11 protein-coding genes and 3 pseudogenes are annotated in these 18,655 nt (G+C 44.6%); 7 read left to right on the plus strand and 7 right to left on the minus strand.

Features of this window, described 5'->3' with window-relative positions; genetic code table 11:
• Positions 1–150: 150 nt before the first annotated feature.
• The gene (gene pepV, locus V3C97_RS02360) at positions 151–1,548 is read left to right on the plus strand and encodes a dipeptidase PepV (RefSeq protein WP_338434377.1); all 1,398 of its coding nucleotides are present in this window, start codon (positions 151–153) and stop codon (positions 1,546–1,548) included.
• An 87-nt stretch (positions 1,549–1,635) separates the two neighbouring features.
• Here pepV and V3C97_RS02365 read toward each other — a convergent pair whose 3' ends face one another.
• Complete coding sequence (locus tag V3C97_RS02365; protein WP_338434378.1) at positions 1,636–3,009, minus strand: APC family permease; 1,374 nt, start codon at positions 3,007–3,009, stop codon at positions 1,636–1,638.
• Complete coding sequence (locus V3C97_RS02370) at positions 3,006–3,740, minus strand: gamma-glutamyl-gamma-aminobutyrate hydrolase family protein (RefSeq protein ID WP_338434535.1); 735 nt, start codon at positions 3,738–3,740, stop codon at positions 3,006–3,008. Before V3C97_RS02370 ends, V3C97_RS02365 begins: the two co-directional genes overlap by 4 nt.
• A 746-nt stretch (positions 3,741–4,486) precedes the next feature.
• On the opposite strand from V3C97_RS02370, the pseudogene V3C97_RS02375 reads away from it, so the two are divergent.
• Positions 4,487–5,182, plus strand: a pseudogene (locus V3C97_RS02375) (DNA methyltransferase); the annotation flags it as partial.
• Between the two features lie 71 nt (positions 5,183–5,253).
• On the opposite strand, the gene V3C97_RS02380 reads toward V3C97_RS02375, so the two are convergent.
• Positions 5,254–6,177 carry an IS30 family transposase gene (locus tag V3C97_RS02380; protein ID WP_003709292.1) on the minus strand — a complete coding sequence of 308 codons (924 nt, stop codon included), beginning with the start codon at positions 6,175–6,177 and terminating at the stop codon, positions 5,254–5,256.
• Between the two features lie 133 nt (positions 6,178–6,310).
• On the opposite strand from V3C97_RS02380, the gene V3C97_RS02385 reads away from it, so the two are divergent.
• From V3C97_RS02385 to V3C97_RS02400, 4 genes and pseudogenes are all read left to right on the plus strand, one after another.
• Positions 6,311–7,495 carry a DNA methyltransferase gene (locus V3C97_RS02385; protein ID WP_338434379.1) on the plus strand — a complete coding sequence of 395 codons (1,185 nt, stop codon included), beginning with the start codon at positions 6,311–6,313 and terminating at the stop codon, positions 7,493–7,495.
• A gap of 2 nt (positions 7,496–7,497) precedes the next feature.
• Positions 7,498–10,509 (plus strand): type III restriction-modification system endonuclease, encoded by a 3,012-nt coding sequence (locus V3C97_RS02390; protein ID WP_338434536.1) that lies wholly within the window; start codon positions 7,498–7,500, stop codon positions 10,507–10,509.
• Positions 10,493–11,785: pseudogene (locus V3C97_RS02395) on the plus strand (hypothetical protein). Before V3C97_RS02390 ends, V3C97_RS02395 begins: the two are co-directional and overlap by 17 nt.
• Positions 11,766–13,660: pseudogene (locus V3C97_RS02400) on the plus strand (DEAD/DEAH box helicase). Before V3C97_RS02395 ends, V3C97_RS02400 begins: the two co-directional pseudogenes overlap by 20 nt.
• A 78-nt stretch (positions 13,661–13,738) precedes the next feature.
• Here the strand turns inward: V3C97_RS02400 and V3C97_RS02405 are convergent.
• The 3 genes from V3C97_RS02405 to V3C97_RS02415 form a co-directional block, all read right to left on the minus strand.
• Positions 13,739–14,569, minus strand: coding sequence for a phosphoenolpyruvate hydrolase family protein (locus V3C97_RS02405; RefSeq protein ID WP_268889311.1), 831 nt, complete (start codon positions 14,567–14,569; stop codon positions 13,739–13,741).
• A 15-nt stretch (positions 14,570–14,584) separates the two neighbouring features.
• A complete protein-coding gene (locus V3C97_RS02410) occupies positions 14,585–15,823 on the minus strand; it encodes a Tm-1-like ATP-binding domain-containing protein (RefSeq protein ID WP_338434380.1) in 1,239 nt (412 codons plus the stop codon).
• Positions 15,824–15,913: 90 nt separating this feature from the next.
• On the minus strand, positions 15,914–17,089 hold the full coding sequence (locus V3C97_RS02415) for a phosphoenolpyruvate hydrolase family protein (RefSeq protein WP_338434381.1): 1,176 nt from the start codon (positions 17,087–17,089) through the stop codon (positions 15,914–15,916).
• Between the two features lie 220 nt (positions 17,090–17,309).
• Here V3C97_RS02415 and V3C97_RS02420 point away from each other — a divergent pair, with 220 nt between their 5' ends.
• The gene (locus tag V3C97_RS02420) at positions 17,310–17,759 is read left to right on the plus strand and encodes a hypothetical protein (RefSeq protein WP_278838912.1); all 450 of its coding nucleotides are present in this window, start codon (positions 17,310–17,312) and stop codon (positions 17,757–17,759) included.
• Positions 17,760–17,865: 106 nt separating this feature from the next.
• Here V3C97_RS02420 and V3C97_RS02425 read toward each other — a convergent pair whose 3' ends face one another.
• The gene (locus tag V3C97_RS02425) at positions 17,866–18,288 is read right to left on the minus strand and encodes an NUDIX hydrolase (RefSeq protein ID WP_338434382.1); all 423 of its coding nucleotides are present in this window, start codon (positions 18,286–18,288) and stop codon (positions 17,866–17,868) included.
• Positions 18,289–18,655: the final 367 nt, after the last annotated feature.

An 18,655-nucleotide genomic window follows, 5' to 3' on the forward strand; every position in this document is an offset into this window, starting at 1 on the left:
TATAGCTACTTATACGGTTTTTTCAAAATAAAAATGTAAAAATAAGTAATTTTTTGCAAAAAAACCGCAAAAAGCGTGAAAATTGACCAAAGATGAGAATTAACAGAATCCATGATAAAATAATATTAACTACAAAATAGAGGTGATCCTATGACAATTGATTGGCAACAAGAAGTTGAAAAACGCAAAGACGATATCATTGCCGACTTGGAACGGATGCTCCGAGTAAAGAGTGTTCGAGATGAAAGTCAGGCCACAGCGGATGCTCCCCTTGGCCCTGGTCCCAAGGCAGCCCTGGACGAATTTCTCAAGATCGCTGAACGTGACGGCTTCGAAACAATGGAACTAGACGGCATGGCTGGTCACATCCAATACGGTGAAGGTGATACAGACCTGGGGATTTTGGCCCACGTTGACGTAATGCCAGCTGGTAACGGCTGGGATACTGACCCATTTGAACCAGTGATCAAGGATGGCAACTTGTATGCTCGTGGTGCTTCTGATGACAAGGGGCCAAGTATGGCTGCCTACTACGGGATGAAGATTGTTAAAGAATTGGGCCTACCTGTGAACAAGAAAATCCGGTTCATCTTGGGGACTGACGAAGAAAGTTCCTGGCGTGGGATGAAGCACTACTTTGCTTCTATGCCACAACCAGACCTGGGCTTTTCACCTGATGCCTTTTTCCCAATCATTAACGGGGAAAAGGGGAATGTCAGCTTCTTCTTACACTTTGCTGGAAGTAACGAAGGTGCATGGCAACTGCGGTCCTTTGAAGGGGGCTTGCGGGAAAACATGGTGCCACGGGATGCTCAAGCAGAGATCACGACACCAGATGCTGACCAAGTTAAGCAGGCTTTTGCAGACTTTGTCGCTGCTAACCCCATCGAAGGGACAGTTACGGAAAATGGCGATAGCTTGACATTAGCAGTAGTCGGTAAGGCTGCTCACGGTCAAGAACCACGAAACGGGGAAAATGCGGCTACTTACTTAGCATTGTTCCTCTCCCAGTTTGCCTTTGGAGGCGATGCTGCTAACTACCTCAACTTTACTGCCAAGTATATCCATGACGATTCACGGATGGAACACCTCGGCATGGCATTCACTGACGAAGTGATGGGCGACTTAACGATGAACGCTGGGGTCTTCACTTTCACTGCCGAAAAGGGTGGGACAATCACTCTGAACTTCCGTTATCCAAAGGGAATGGATGAATCTGACTTGCAAGCTGGTTTGGCTAAGGCAACGGCTGCTATGGGCGTAAAACTAGAAGCAGGCGAAGGGATGGTACCACACTACGTGGACCCAAGTGATCCAATCGTCCAAAAACTGTTGGCTGTTTATAACCGCCAAACTGGTTCCAACGCTGAAGGTATGGTAGTCGGTGGTGGGACATATGGCCGCCTCTTAGAACGTGGGGTTGCCTTTGGGGCTATGTTCCCAGATACGCCAGATACGATGCACCAAGCTAATGAATATATCCGGCTTAAGGACTTGTTCGGGGCGACTGCAATCTACGCTGAAGCTATCTACGAATTAGTTAAATAGATAAACGTCTAAAGACCTAAAAGAGGTTGCCAATTTACGGCAACCTCTTTTTAGATTCTTTATTTAATATCATTGAACTAAATAATCTCACGCTTGGGACAAATGGTCGCGCCGAGCAAACCAGGCGAAGGCCAAAGGCAAAAGGATAAAGCCAACGATCATCCCGCCGATAGCATACCAGTTGATGGCTCCGTTGAGGGTAAACTCACCCACCCAATCATACTTGATTAACAGGAGAATAGTGACGACCATCCCTAAGGCTGGAATCACAACGTCCGTCCACCAATTGTGGGGAGCTGGGAGGAGGGGTTCTTGGGCCTTGCCATAGTAAAACATAATGACGGCAAGCGGAATTACTGCAAATTCAAAGAACCGCACCATGGCACTGAGGAGGATAATGGCAGGAACACTATAATTAAATGCCATCGGAATGATCAGAGCCAAGATGACCGTAATCAGGTAGGCCCGTGCAGGGAAGTCGCGGTGGTTCCGGTGAGCCAGCCACTGGGGAACCTGACCTTCAGTAGCCATGGCTTCAAGAATCCGTGGGGTGTTGAAGGACGCTGCAATGTTGATCCCAAACATGGAGATCAACGCCCCAGTCAAGATGAGGTTACGCAACCATGGATTAGTAAAGATCGCCGCTAAAGCTACTACCTGCTTGGTAGTAACGATAGCCTGGGGGTTAACCATGATCGCAACGGTGATCGTTCCGATGTAAACGAGCGCAATCAAGATGATTGCTAAAGGAATTGCCCGCGGAAGGTTCTTTTCTGGGGCTTCCATATCAGCAGAACCCGAAGCCACGCTTTCGAACCCAGTAAAAGCATAAAAGGCGGTTGCGACAGCCATAACAAAGGTTGACGTGGTAACCGGAGGGATCAAGGCATGGTTGTGCCCATCAGTTAGGTGTGCGAGCGTAGCGGCGTTACTGTGGCCACTCTTGATTACTAAGACCGTTCCGGCAATGATTAGCAGTGCTAAGGCTGCCACTTTACCGATGGTTGCGAGGTTATTGATGAAAGCAAACAGGGGCTCACCGCCAAAATTAATTAGAGTAATAATCGCCATCAGGATGATGAAGCAGGCAGTAACGAGCCAGAAGTTGTTGGTATCGCCCCCGAAGATCGAGAGGGTTGATTTGATAACACTGACTGCCATCACCCCCCAGGCCACAGCGGCGGAGAAATAACGGACTGTCCCCATGTAAAATCCAAACCGTGGCCCGAAAGCAGCTTTGGCATAAGCATATGCCGAGCCACTTTTTGTGACGTACTTAGCAGCGACGGCGAAAGTTACGGCTAAACATGCTGCTAACAAAGCCGCTGCGATGTAGGCGAGGGGGCCAAGCTTCCCCACCATGGTAATGACTACGCCCGGAGTGAGGAAGATCCCCGAGCCGACGATCGAATTGATAGCTAACAGGACAATCGACCAGAAACCGAGTTTTTTACTTGTCATGCTAAATCCCCCTTACTGGCTTGGATGACGAAAGCTCGGAATAATTTGTTCATTTCAGGAACAAAGTTATGGAGCATTTCAGGATGCCATTGGACGGCCAAGACCTGGTTGTGGGGATCTTCGAGGCCTTCGATGACCCCGTCTTTGGCCCGGGCAGTGACGGTTAACCCCAGGCCGACTTCCTTAACGGCTTGGTGGTGGAAAGAATTGATCCGAATGCTTTCTTGACCAAAGATTGTCCGCAACTGGGAACCAGCAGCTAGATTGGCAGTTTGGGAAGTTTGCCCCGGGTATCCTTTTTGGGCATGTTGATACGGGTTACCCGGGATAGCACTGAGGTCCTGGTAGAGGGAACCACCCCGGGCGACATTGATTAGCTGGAGGCCACGACAAATCCCCAAAACGGGCTTGTGGAGGTGGGAAGCAGCCCGCAAGAGGCTGATTTCAAAAGCGTCGCGGGTAGCCCAGGTTTCGCCGATTTGTTGGCTGGGTTCTTCCCCGTAATAACTTGGGTCGACATCTTGGCCCCCGGAGATAACGAGTCCGTCAAGATGGCGCATGATCGCTGGAGCCGAATTCAAATCATAGTTGATGGGGATAATAAAAGGGACGCCACCGTTTTGCTTAATCGCAGTGACGTAGTCTTCATTGACGTAGCTACGGTGGTAGCCGGGGAAGGGGCCAGCGTCGTTGAGGACCCCGCCGGTAATTCCAATAACTGGCAAATCAATCACTCCTTTAAAAAGTAAAGGCGCCATTCGCAAGAAGTGGCGCCAGGAAAATTGCCCGTAAGCAAAAGTCACTTATTTTATGAAAGTTAATGGGTTTAGGATACTCCGGAAAACGGGGACCGTCAAGCCAAGGCCACTGTCTTCGGGGGATAAAAAATTATTGGCTAGCGTAAAGAAAAATTATTGGGGCAAGGGGTACTTTTGTTCATAAAGACAGGACATATAGCAAAATAGGTGCGAGTAAAAGAATAATAAGATTGATCGGGCGCGGTCAGATACAACGGCGCATATTTTACGATAGGTCGGGTCATGTTAGGCAAAATGGGAAAAGCGTAAAAATTAGATCCTGAAAAATAAAATGAAATAAAGAATCTAGTTTGCAGGCACCAAGAACACCCCCAGTTGGACGAGAAAATTGCTATAATTAAAAATAAATACAAAAAAATGATAGGAATTTGTAGGAGAGATATTATGCACAGCACAGCACAGTACAGCACAGCACAGCACAGCACAGCACAGCACAGCACAGCACAGCACAGCACAGCACAGCACAGCACAGCACAGCACAGCACAGCACAGCACAGCACAGCACAGCACAGCACAGCACAGCACAGCACAGCACAGCACAGCACAGCACAGCCTTGATTATTTAGGTCAAGGTTTATTTGTCAAGCTTTTTTCCAAGAGTTCACTAATTTCTAAGGAATTAGTGGGCTCTTTTTGTGTAAGTGAAGGAGGTGTTTCCTTTGCTTACTGATAACGAAAAATTTAATGCGCAAGTAAAGCCAAACACTGCCTTTTTAACTGAGCTAAAAAGTAAATTACCAGAATTTTTTGACCGGGAAGACAACTTTGATATGGGAAAGTTCCGGCAACAGTTAGCGGACAAAAATATTAATGAGCTAAAGGACGGCTACCAACTCAACTTTATCGGTAAGGACTATGCTCGCCGCCAAGCAGGGGAAATGCCGACAACGGTTATTGTGCCAGACGAAGAACAAAACCAGGGAGCAGGAAAAGACAGTCACAATCTCTTTTTCACTGGGGATAACCTGGAAGTCTTGCGTCACCTGCAAGCAAATTACGCTGGAAAGGTTGATGTGATCTACATCGATCCACCATACAACACAGGGAACGGGGACTTTGTCTATCCGGATGCTTTCGAATACTCAGACAAGCAACTACATGACATGCTGGGGATGAGTGATGACCAGATCGAACGTCTGAAGAGTATCCAGGGCAAGTCGAGCCATTCGGCCTGGTTGACGTTTATGTATCCAAGGTTGGTAGTGGCGAAGAGATTGTTGTCTGATATAGGTTGCATAATGATTTCGATTGATGAGAATGAAGATTATAATCTTAAAGCCATAATGATGGATGTATTTGGAGAATATAATTTTATGGGACAGGTTATTAGAAAAACACGTTCTTCTGCAAATGATACAAACAATGGATTTAATCAGCAACATGAATCTTTATATATGGTAGATTGCAATAAATAACTTGAACAAATTTAATGACGCAGATTAAGCAAAAAGATCTCAATTGGAGTTCGCCAGTTCAAACATTTGAGTGGCCGTGAATTCAGATACCAGTTAATCTGAATCAATTCATCATCACTAATCTCTTCAATTGGCTGACCCTTAGGAATAAATCGCCGTAACACTCGATTACGATTCTCATTACTACCACGTTCATGCGGAGAATAAGCATGGGCAAAGTACAACGGCACGCCGGTATTTTTCTCAATTGATTGGTAGTTGGCGAACTCTTTCCCGTGATCAACCGTCAGTGTCTTGAGATTAGTTCCTAATTGATTAGCTAACTCAAGGATAGCCTTAGTCATTGAAGTGCTATCTCGTCCACCAAGCCGTTTAACGATAGTAAGGCGACTCTTGCGTTCGACAAACGTGGCTACTGCTTGACCTTTGCGCTTGCCAGATAAAACTGTATCAGCTTCAAAATGGCCTGCAATATTACGATCAGAAGCTTCAGCTGGACGATCTTCAATCGAACGACCATGACTGAAAGTCCCACGGGTTTCTTTAGCACGCTTACGACGAATACCATGGTCAGGTAAATCAGTCATCCGAATATCTAGAAGTCCTTGATCGACCCAGTTATAGATAGTCTTGTAGGCGATCCTAACCACATGGGCTACTTGTTCAATTGACCATTTCTGAATCTTGATCTTGTCTTCGATTAGTCGCTTGAGGTTAGCCGTTAATGAGCATTTACGACCACGATAACTAAGTTTAGTTTCGTGGTCGGCTTGCGCACTAGTCGCATGGTATTCACCCTTTAACCGGTGAATTTCATTAAAGATAGTAGTCTTACTAAAGCCCAGGTAATCAGCGATATATCGAAGAGATCGCTTTTCATGACGAAGCGTTTCGATGACAATGCGGTCTGAAAATGATAAGATAGTGGTGCCCATAAAGGTCCTTCTTTCTAATGGAATGTTGTAACGACACCATTAAAGACCTTTATGGGTTTTTCTGTCCACTAAAATGTTCAACTTAAATTTTACAATCTGCCATATTTATTCTAGAAATGCAGATTCATTTAAAATGACAGGTGACCTTAAGGACTTCAAACAATATAGTAATCCTGATGATGATCCAAATGGTGACTGGAAGATGTCAGATCCAAGTGCAAGAAGTGGTTCAGAAAGTACGAACTTTGAAATTGTTAATCCATATACCGGAAAAAAAGATTTGCCACCAAAAGGAAGATACTGGGCTTTCTCAAAATTTACTATGGAAAAATGGATAGAAGAAGGTAAATTTGTATTTAAAAAGAGTCATGAAGAGAATGAAAGAGGCTTCTTTATAAAAAAGTATGTAAAGGAATTACGAAGTAAAAATAAACAAGTAGATTCACTATTTGGTATAGATAATGCATACATGAATCAAACGGCTACAAAGTATATAAGAGATGATATTTTTAAAGGTGAGGACATGTTTACTAGTCCGAAACCGCTGGAATTCATTAAAAAGCTCATATTATATACAAGTCAATCTGATTCAACCGTACTCGACTTCTTCGCCGGTTCTGCCACCACCGCCGATGCCGTTATGCAGCTCAATGCCGAGGATGGGGGCCACCGCAAATTTATCATGGTGCAACTCCCAGAGCCAACCTTCACCACAAATAGTGATGGCAAGGAAGTGCCAACTAAAGGGGGGAAAGCTGCTTATGATGCGGGGTTCCGGTCTATTGACGAAATTTCCCGTGAACGGATCCGGCGGGCAGCTGCTAAGATCAAAGCTGACAATGAATTGACTTTACCGGCTGACTTTGATGGTAGTTTCAAGCACTACCGGGTAGTCAAGCCCACAAAGCAACTCCTACTTGAAATTGAAGATTTTGATCCCCAAGGGACGGCCTTGTTCAACGACATGCTTAACTCCTATGCCAGTGATGCTTTGGGCGTAGCTGGTGGAGCAACGGGGGCTCAGACTATTCTAACGACCTGGCTAGCTAAGGATGGCTATGCTTTTGATACGGAAACAAAAAACATTGACCTTGCGGGCTATCGGGCTACATTGGTTAATGACAACCGCCTATATTTGATCAATCCGGGCTGGGGTGCCAAGAACACCGAAGCACTCTTGAACCAACTGGGCACTTACCAGTTGGATGTTCAGGCTGTGGTGCTGTTTGGTTATTCCTTTAATATCGCAGAACTGCGTGAACTGGAAAATGGACTCAAACAGGTCGACCGTCACATCAGTTTGATTAAGAGGTACTAATGATGAAGATTAAGCTTGAAACTTTACACCACCAGACTGAAGCCTTAGCTGCGATTGACCAAGCGTTTTTAGGGCTTGATACCACGACCAATGATCCTGACGCTAAATACATCTACGCTAACCCCCTGGTCAAATACCGCTACCAGGACAAGGCCAACATTGATATCAAGATGGAAACAGGAACGGGTAAAACTTATGTTTACACCCGCCTGATGTATGAACTCCATCAAAAGTACGGCTTATTTAAATTCGTCATTGCCGTTCCTAGTCCAAGTATCAAAGAAGGAACCAAGAGTTTTATCACTAGTGACTATGCCCGCCAGCACTTTGGCCAGTTCTATGAAAATACCCAGATCCAGCTGAATGTCATCAATGCCGGGGATTTCAACTCTCGTTCAAAGCGCCGAAATTTTCCCGCCCAACTACTGGACTTTGTTGAAGGGACGCGCCAGAACGCCAACCAGATTCAGGTGTTATTGATCAATGCAGGTATGCTGAATTCTAAGTCGATGAATCGGGATGATTATGACCAAACCCTCCTTGGAGGGGAAACTTCCCCCCTGAAAGCAATTGCGGCTACGCGGCCGATTGTCATCATCGATGAACCCCACCGGTTCCCCCGCGGAAAGAAATTTTATACGAAAATCGAAGAACTCCACCCCCAGTTAATTGTGCGCTTTGGGGCGACGTTCCCAGAGGTAACAACAGGGCGGGGAAAAAACAAGGTGACTAAGCCGGATTATTATCGGGGGCATCCGCAATTTGACCTCAATGCTGTCGATAGTTTTAACCAGGGCTTGGTGAAGGCGATTGACATTGACTATCCTGATATGGCTGAAGCAGACGCAAACAACCGCTACCGGGTCAAAGCCACCAAGGCGAAGGAGTTGATTTTGACCAAACGGGGCAAAGAATACACGGTTAGTGTCGGGGAAAACCTAGCTGATATTGACCCTGATTTTGCGGGAAATATTACCTATGCCGGCGGGACGGACCGTGAATTATCTAACGGTTTGGCCCTGGCCAAAGACATGGAGTTGATTCCAGGCACTTTTGCTGAGTCCTACCAGGACCAGATCATCAGTCAGGCACTAGACCGCCACTTTGAAGCCGAGCAGCGAAACTTCTTGCGGGCAGAAGCGGGGATTAATGCTCCTAAAATCAAAACTTTGTCGCTCTTTTTCATTGACAGCATTAGCAGTTTTCGCAGTGCCGAGCAGGGAAAAGGTTGGCTGGCCCAACACTTTGAAGAACTGTTGGCGCAGAAGTTGCAAACATTGATCGAGCATTACGAGCTGACGATGAATCCGCGGGAAGAAGAATATCGCAGTTTCCTCCAGGCCACCCTGACTAGTCTGCGGTCGGACCACCAAGACGTGTATGCAGGCTACTTCAGCGAAGACCGGGGGAGCAGTGATGACGATATTCAAGCTGAAGTCGAAGATATCTTGCAAAATAAAGAGAAACTACTCAGCTTTAAGGATGCGAATGGTAACTGGTTAACCCGAAGGTTCCTCTTTTCCAAGTGGACCTTACGCGAGGGTTGGGACAATCCCAACGTCTTTGTGATTGCCAAGCTTCGGACCTCTGGTTCAGAGATTAGCAAGATTCAAGAAGTGGGGCGGGGGCTGCGTTTACCTGTTGACGAAACGGGCCACCGGTTAACCCAGGACGAATGGCCGAGCAGGCTGTCGTTTTTAATCGGGTATGATGAGCATGACTTTGCTGAAAAGCTCGTTGGTGAAATCAATAGCGATATCCCAGTTAGCTTGGACCATACCCAATTAACGGATGAAATGGTGCGGTTAGTGGTTAAGGCCAAGAAAGCGGCTAATCCAGATGAGGATGAATCAGCATTAACCGAAAAAATTATTGAAGAATTGGGTGACCGGGGAATTATCAATTTTTCCCATAAATTTAAAGCCAAGGTGAACTTTGAAGGACAGGAAATGTCAGGCTATGAAGCCTTTATGCGGATGTATCCTGAACTTGCCCACCAGACTCAGGTGGCCCAGGATAAGGTCCGAAATATGAAGCACAACCGCGCCCAAACAACCGTCAAATTGCAAAAGTCAAACTGGAACCAACTTAAAGATTTGTGGTTACAGTTAGCGCAGCGCCAGATGGTTAAGTTTGATGATGAGGTTAACCAATCCAGTGCTACTATTGCTAGCGATATCTTTAAAGACCAGGATCAGTGTATTTTTGTGAAGGATGTCAAACAAAATATTCACCAGGAACTTGCGACTGCTGATGGGGAAGCTGTCCTGCGCGAAACCCAGCAAGACTACCACGGCAAATACCGGACGATGAAATACGGGGCCTTTCTCAAACAATTAGTATTGCAGACTGATTTACCGCCAGCTTTACTTAACGAATTGATGATTACAGCTATGCGGGATCGGTTGGGCAATGATACTGATTACATCAACGAGAAAACCCTCGGGAATATTGTGCGGGAGTTTAATAAGCGCTTCAAAGAAAATGTTTGGCAACGGTATTCATACGTCCCGCTACAATTCTCGGCATCAACGTCGATCTATGATGCCCAAAAACAAGAATTTGTCGATGAGTTGCCAGCCAATGTGCTGGGGGTCTATGCAGCTGAAGCGACGAAAGATGACCGGTACTTGTATGACCGACCACCACTCCGGTATGACAGCAGTGACCCTGAATTGAAGATCCTTAAACGGACCTATGGTGATAAAATTACTGTCTTTGGTAAGCTCCCCAAGCGTGCAATCAAGATTCCACGTTTTGACAGGGGGACCACGACACCTGACTTTATTTTTAAAGTGGAACGGGAAGACCACCCAGTTTATGTCATTATCGAAACCAAGGCTGAAAATATGCGACTAGGGGACGAAGAAATCCGAGTGATTCAAAAGAAGTACTTCGATCAACTGCAGGCTAGTGGGGTATATTACCGGATGGCAACCAGTGAGGATGAGGTGCATACATTAGTAAATAAGATTGCAAGAGGGGAGATTGAACCAGATGATATCACTCATTGAGTTGGCTAAAGCAGGCACGATTGAGAAAACGGGGGCGAAACCGAAACTTCCAATTAGGATTGATGGGGTGAGTTCGGCGACACTTGATGTATATAAAATTCCTTTGGAATACCTGTATTACAATGATCGCAATGGACGGATTGCAACGGGAATTTCTCAGTATAATGAAGAATTGCGCCCAGCAAACGACCGCGAAGACCCAGCATACAATGATTTTGTTGCTAGTCTCCTTAAAAAGGATAATGCTCCTGCATTAAAACGGACTAAGAAATCAATCGCTACGGCAGGACAACAGGTGTATGGATATGTTCTAGATGATGGGCGCATCGTTGATGGTAATCGGCGGTACACAGCCTTGCGGGAACTTTGCCAGGAAACGGGTCAAACTACATACTTTGAAGCTGTTGTTTTGCCTTTCTCTTATAACAATTCTGCCGAACGGGCTAAAATCAAGAAACTTGAGTTAGCTATCCAGATGGGGATTGAGGAGCGCCAAGATTATGATCCGGTCGACTTAGCAGTAGATATTTATCAAACGACTTCAGGTAGTGACCCAATTATGACCCTGGCTGACTATGCTGCTGGAGCAAATATGAAGCTCAAAAAAGCTACCGAATACTATCACGGGGCATTTTATATGCGAGAATTCTTGAAATTCATTGGGACTGCGCCCCAAAATTTTCAGCTCATAAAGGAAAATAAAATTTGGACATTATTTTTAGTGCTGAGTAAAAGTCTAGCCAAGAACTTTGCGGATGACGCTGAATCCCAAGTATGTAAGAATCAGACGATGGAATCTTACTTTGGTTTCATTCTCCATCAAATACATGTTGGAGTAACAGGAAACACTGCCAGAAACCATGCCCGTGATTTTATGCGGTGCATTGTTGCCACCGAAAATAATGAAAAATTTAATGATGCAGTCTTTGATGTTGTCGAAGACTTGGCCGATTCATTGTAGGAGAGTTCGATTGATACAACTGCTGACTTGATGAAAGGATTGACCGAAGAAAACGATCTAATCACTGAGTTCGGTGATGTCTATGATACTTATCTTCGGGATGCTAAGAACGGGGAATCAGTCGAAAAATTCATCAACAGTGTGAAAAAATCAGTCCAAGAATTCCAAAGAATAAAAAACGATGGTGGATTAGCAGGAAAACTTCGGTTTACCGACTTTTCAAATGCACAATTGCAAGAGTTACAAACTTATATGCGTGATCTCAACCAAGTAAGTAAGGAGCTGTTTAAGCAGTATGGCAACGAAGTCCACTAGTAATCCCAGAATTATTCAAACAGCAGGGGGATCTTTCCAACTATGTGATGATGAGCAACATACTTTAGAAACGCAGATTGCCCAGCGCGCTTTGCGGATTTTTGCACCTTACTTTGCAGATGAAAACGCAAGAATTTTTAAGCAAGATTTGACTTATGTGCAGTTGCTGAATTTAGTTGATAAACTAAACCGGCGTTTAGCCAGAAAAGACCTTCCCCAGGTTGAAATGGGACAGAAGTTCAAGCAGTTTATTGAACAACGAAAGTATTTTATTAAAGAGCAGAGTCAAGCAGGGATCACAATCAAAGCAGATGACCCGCGGTGGCAGGCAGAATTTGAACGCTTCAACGAGATCGTTAGTGCAGAAGTGACCCGGCCTTTAAAACCGGCACAAGCTAAGGCCAGTTTTTTCTTAGCAGTTATGAAAAAGGCGGCCAACTTTTCAGTGCCAGGAGCTGGCAAAACAGCAATGATGTACGGGGCTTTTGCTTACCTTTCTAGTTCGCAAGTAAGGGAAGTAAACAAGTTACTAGTAATATCGCCATTGAATGCTTTTGCAGCTTGGCGTACCGAGTTTACAGCTGTTTTTGGACCCAAAAGAACCTTGAATTATATGAATATGCGGGATGAGCGTTACCGCAATGATGATGGCGCAGTTAAACGCAATTGGGCTAATGCCGATGTGGTTACGATTAATTATGAATCATTGCTGAGCAAACTAACCGTTCTTAACGAACTAATTGACAGCCAAACCATGCTAGTATTTGATGAAGTTCATCGGATAAAGGGAGTTGGAGGGAAGCGTGCTCAGGCAGCTTTAGGGTTGAGCAAAGCGCCATATTACCGGTATGTTCTAACCGGAACGCCGATTCCCAACGGTTTTCGCGATATTTATAACTTCTTGCATTTGATGTATCCAGACGAATATTCATCTTTTTTGCTTGGGATTTGGCAACTTTAAATAAAATTGACGCCCCAGAAGTGAACCAGAAACTAGCACCATTTTTCTGGCGGACAAATAAAGCTGACTTGCAAGTGCCCAAACCAGATCCTGATATTATCAGGCAGGTTGAGCCGACAGTGTTACAGCAGAAATTAGCCCAGGCAATTTATAAAACTGAAAAAGGTACGTTAGCGACTTTTATTCGTTTGTTACAAGCGTCAACTAATCCTATGCTCCTGCGGGATAATATTAATTACCGCGAATTAGGGCTAGTTGATGCTGACTCTAGTGACTGGAATCAAAATAACACGAAGATCAAGCAAGAGAACGCCAGCAGTGGCAATAACTATCGCAGGTTTAACCTTGACCAAATTCGTTCACCTAAGTTTGAAATGGGAATCGACTTGATTCGAAAATTAGTAGCTGAAGGCAAGAAAGTACTGGTATGGGCAATGTTTGTTGGTACAATGCAGAAAATTACGACTACTTTGCGGGAAATGGGAATCAACACCACGTTGATTTATGGGGCTACTCCCAAAGAAGAACGCGAAGAAATGATTAACAATTTTCGTACCGGAACCGCACAGGTATTGGTTTCAAATCCGAATACTTTAGGAGAATCAATTTCATTGCACCAGACAGTTCATGACGCAGTATATTTTGAATATAATTTCAACTTAACTTTTATGATTCAGTCGCGTGACCGTATTAACCGGTTGGGCCTGCCGCATGACCAATACACGCGGTATTACTATTTGATGACAACAGGGGACACGGCTCATATGAGTTTTATTGATCAAGCGGTTTATCACCGGTTGAAAGACAAGGAACAAACTATGCTTGAGGCAATCGACGGCCAAATGTTGGTTCCGGAATATACCGATGATTATTTGACAGAAGTAAAGAATATTGTCCTCGGTAGATATAAATAACACCAGGGCGGGAAGGCACCCATTCGAGGTACTTTCCCGCCCTGTTTAAGTGGAATTATTTAATTAGATAAAACTAACCTACTTAGTGATTGCCTTGAAAGCGGCAGCTTGCTTGGTCATTCCGCGTTCGGAAGCTAAGCGTTCAATTGAAGAAGCACCGAAGAAACCGTCGATTTCAGGAACATTCTTGATAACATAAGCAGCATCTTCCGGATCGGCAATCGGACCACCGTGGCAGATAACCTTGATTTCAGGGTTAACCTTGCGGCCGGCTACAATGATCTTCCGGATCCGGTCACAGCAGTCATCCAAGGTCAAAGCAGTTTCTGCTCCGATAGAACCCTTGGTAGTCAAGCCCATGTGGGCAACAAGAATGTCAGCCCCGGCTTCAGCCATGGCAGCAGCTTGGTTTTCATCGAAAACATATGGGCAGGTTACCATATCTAGTTCGTGTGCTTTCCGAATCATATCGACTTCAAGATCGTATCCCATTCCAGTTTCTTCCAGGTTAGCCCGGAATTTACCATCAATTAAGCCAACAGTTGGGAAGTTTTGGACCCCGTTGAAGCCTTGTTCCTTGAGTTGTTTCAAAAAGATGTCCATGACACGGAAAGGATCTGTCCCGCAGACCCCCGCCAGAACAGGAGTCTTTTTAACGATCGGCAGTACTTCTTGGCCCATTTCTTGAACGATCTTATTTGCGTCCCCATAGGAGAGTAAGCCAGAGAGTGAGCCGCGTCCAGCCATCCGGAAGCGACCAGAGTTGTAGATAATCAGCATATCAACATCAGCTTGTTCACTACATTTAGCGGTAATTCCAGTTCCGGCACCAACACCGACCAAAATCTTGCCGGCTTTTACTTGGTTGTCAAAATCTTTGAGAATTTCTTGGCGTGTCTTGTTTAACATTGTTTTTCCTCCAATTTATTCGGCTTGCTTTGCAGCTTGGGCTGCAATGAGTTGTAGCAATTGTTGGGCGGCGTATTCAGCAAAGGCTTGATCGTTGATGTGGTGGTCGACTTTTTCGACTGTTACCAAGGGGTTATCAAGCTGACCAGTGATTGCATCAAAAAGGGCCGCTCTAGCGCTCAAGCTTTCAAATGGTTGTCCAGGAGCATCGATCATCGAAACGCCCTGTGTCGGCAGGAGAACCTTCATTGATGCTTGAGCTTGGTTCCACCGCTGTGCCAGTTCCTGTCCAATTTGGGTGCTTTCGACCTCATTAGTTCGCATCAAGGTTACAGTTGGATTGTGCTGGTACAAGTTGCGGTCCTGGTAACGTGGGGGAACAGTGGCACGGGGACCAAAGTTAGCCATGTCACAGGCGCCAACCGAAACTACTTGGGGAGTTTGGCTAGCAACTGCCGCCTCACAACGGTTAGGACCAGCAGATAGGACCCCACCACAGACTTCATCGCACCACTCGGTGGTAGTTAGGTCGAGGATCCCAGCAAAGAATCCTTGCTTGATCAAGTGTTCCATGGGTTTGCCCCCAGTACCTGTGGCGTGGAATACTAAGACTTCATAACCCTGTTTCTCAAGGTAAGCTTTAGCATAGTCAACACACGGTGTGGTCACGCCGAACATTGTGGCACCAATTAGGGGCTTAGTTTTTTCTTTTGATGCCGGTAAGGTGGCATCAAGTTGCAGCATGCCTGCAATGGCAAGCATGGCATTTTTGAAAATGGTCGTAGAAATCTTATTCAGACCAGCAACGTCAACGATAGATGGCATCATGATGATGTCACTTGTGCCAACATATTGGGATGTATCCCCAGAAGCCATCGTGGAAACAATAACTTTGGGAACACCCAGCGGCAGGGCCCGCATGGCTGGTGCTACAAGGGAAGTTCCCCCGGAACCACCACAGGTAATGATGCCGTCGAACTCACCCGCAGCATAAAGCTGGGGGAGGAGCTTTTCCATCCCTTGAGATAGAGCACGGGTTGCCAGTGCCCGATCCTGACGATCAACTAGGGTGGCAATATCATAACCGGCGGCCGCTGCAATTGTTGCGTTACTTACATCGGGGGTAAATTTGGGAGCAAAGACGCCCGTATGAATCATGTATGGCTTCAACCCCAAGTCGTAGGCGAGTTGCTTAAGGTAGGCAAACTCCGTTCCTTTCGTATCGAAGGTTCCGGCAATCGCTAATTTTTTCAAACAAAGATCCTCCTTAAATAAATTAAGTAGGTTAGCTAACTTACGTTATAAATAGTAACCGCTTTCAAAACGAGATAACATGTCTTTATGTTAGGGAATGATGTGGTTATGTATAGAGTTACGATAATTACGCGGACTATATCCAAATTTTATTTTGAAGATTTTGGAGAATTGCGCGTAGTTATGGTAGCCGACCCGGTGACTGATTTCTTTACAAGACAAATCAGTTTTACGGAGCAACTTTTGAGCCAAATTCAGGCGGTACTCAACGAGGTAGGAAGTAAAGGAAGTCCCTACTTTTTGTTTGAATAATGAACTGAGGTATGCCGGTGAAATGTGCAGTGTCAAAGCCAAGTCGCCAAGTTGAATATTACGCATATAGTTTGCTTCGATGTACTTTTGCACGAAATACACATAGTCTGGTTTACTTTCCGGATGAGGAAGTTTAACCCGTTGGTTTTTGAATTTTTTGGCAGTGGTAACGATGGCTTGTTCCATCGGAATGCGGTCAAAGGTCGACCCACCAATATAGCAGTCACACTGGGTATTTTGGTAGAAATAGTCCATATCAATCACGGTATTAGCCATTCCGGAGTAAATAGCTGTGATGATCTGAGGGTTTTCTTTTTTACAAAAACGGAAAATCGTGGCGGCGGTGTTTTTAGCTTCATTGATACTGCGGCTTTGTTTGGCTCCGAGATAACCACCCAGGGTCAACCCCAAGTGGACACAGATAATGTCTGCCTGAGCAGCCAGCATCGCCCGGGCTTCGGCAATAGTGGTAACAAATGCAACCGTAAAGAGTCCTAGTTCGTGAGCCTGTTTGAGGGCGGTAACTTCTTGGGCAAAAGTAGTGCCTTCCTGCTCAAGTGCAGTCCGAAATTTGCCATCGATTAGAGAAAGAGTGGGAAAATTGGTAACCCCTGCAAAGCCGGCCGCCTGGATGGCGGGAAGGTAGGTTTTTAGGTCAAGGTTAGGATCTTGGGCAAAGAGGCCAAAGATCACAGGCGTTTTGTGGATGAGGGGGAAGAGTTCGCGGGTGCCCATTTCCATGACTATGTCATTGTTGTTGCCGTAGCAAAGATAACTTGCGAGTGAACTGCGTCCCATGATGCGGTATTTACCGGCTGCAACCGCTAGTAAAAAATCAGTCCCACCCCAAACAGTATATTTAGCGGTAATTCCTGAACCGACACATGCTCCGATGATATGGCCGTTGACGGCGATCTGGGCATGAAAGATTTTACGGATTAAATTGGCGTCCATTGTTTACACCTCATTCATATGGTCTTATATCAATTATTGAAAGAAAATCCCATAAAAACAATAATTGTTAAAACGTTTTCATTTTAAAGAATTGAAGTTTTAGTTTATACCTCAGCTAGAAGGGGTTGGCAGGATGGAGAGTGAAAAATGCCCCTTAGATTGGCGAAATTTTTCCTATAATCATGAGTGATGAAGAGATTTAAATCGAGGAGGGAGAAATATGAAAAAAGCTAAAAGAAAAATAGTTAACAAGAAAATAATTGTTCGCAGTGGCTGGTGTTTGTGGGAGTTCATTTCGCTTTTGCCTTTCTTATTTTTATTTTCCAATACAGGTTTACCGACTTTGGCAGATTTTCTTTGCTTTACATGTATAATCGGTATGTTTATTTGGATACCAACCATTATGGCAATTGATGCCATTGAAAAGCGTAAAGGTGGTAAGTTGCACAGTTATGAATTGTTGGAAAAGTGGCACAGAAGAACAAAAAAGGAATGGTTAGAAGGACTATTGCTGGCTATTATTGTAGCTCCCATAGCAATCTTCCTTAGTATTTATGTCATCCCAGTGGTCGATAAAATATTGGATTTTTTTGTTCAGCTTGTTTTTTGGGGATTCTTCTTTGGAATAGCTGGATTTATTATGCTTATAGGAAAGATTTTCCACTTATAGCATAATAGACCTGTTTAAGCAAAAAGTTACAGCTGCTAATCATGATGGATTTTGAGATTAGTTAAATGAGCATACTAATCACTAGTAACGAGGTGATCTTTGGATGTCAGAGGTTGCTTCCTTGCTTATTGAGTAGTTTTTGTAAATACGGGACAACTTTTTCATCGGATAGGTCAGCTAGAGTAGTAACCCACTTGTATTGGTCATGCTCCTCAAAATCTAAGGTAACATCAGCTTTTGAGGAGGGGAGTAAGTGGGCAGCGTAAACGAGCCTAGTAAATACTAACTGACCGTCTAAATTGCTGTCTTCATGAATAATGTCTTCAAGTTCAATCTCTAAACCAACTTCTTCGCGACATTCTCTAATGGCAGCTGCTCTCGGTAATTCACCAACTTCGACTTGACCTCCAGGGATGTCCCAATAAGCTGGATAAACATTTTTCTGACCACGCTTGATTCTAGTACGTCTTATTACTAAATATTTTCCTTGAGATTTGACTAAACTATGTGTAATTAACCTATTTTCCATAAATTTTTCCCCTTAGTTTTAAGTCAATAAATTATCGCATAATTTACAAATAGTGGCTAGCTAATAAAAAATATTGCTATTGGTAAAGAATAGAAAGAGAGCAGATGTGATGGATAACACACATAATATATACCATATATGGCTTAAATATCGAAAGTAAGGGGCCACCAAGATTTTATAATTAATACATTAAATGATGTCAATAGCTGTCAATGGATGTCTATTTTAGTTTAAAGAGCATATAACTGTGAAAGCATAAAAAACAGCGCCTTGGCTACCTAACCAAAGCGCTGGAAGTATTTTTTAATTATGATTACTTGAACAGACGTTTAATGATCTGATTTAATAACCACTTAACGAGCCGACT

This window comes from Ligilactobacillus saerimneri (assembly GCF_036689625.1).
GTDB lineage: Bacteria > Bacillota > Bacilli > Lactobacillales > Lactobacillaceae > Ligilactobacillus > Ligilactobacillus saerimneri.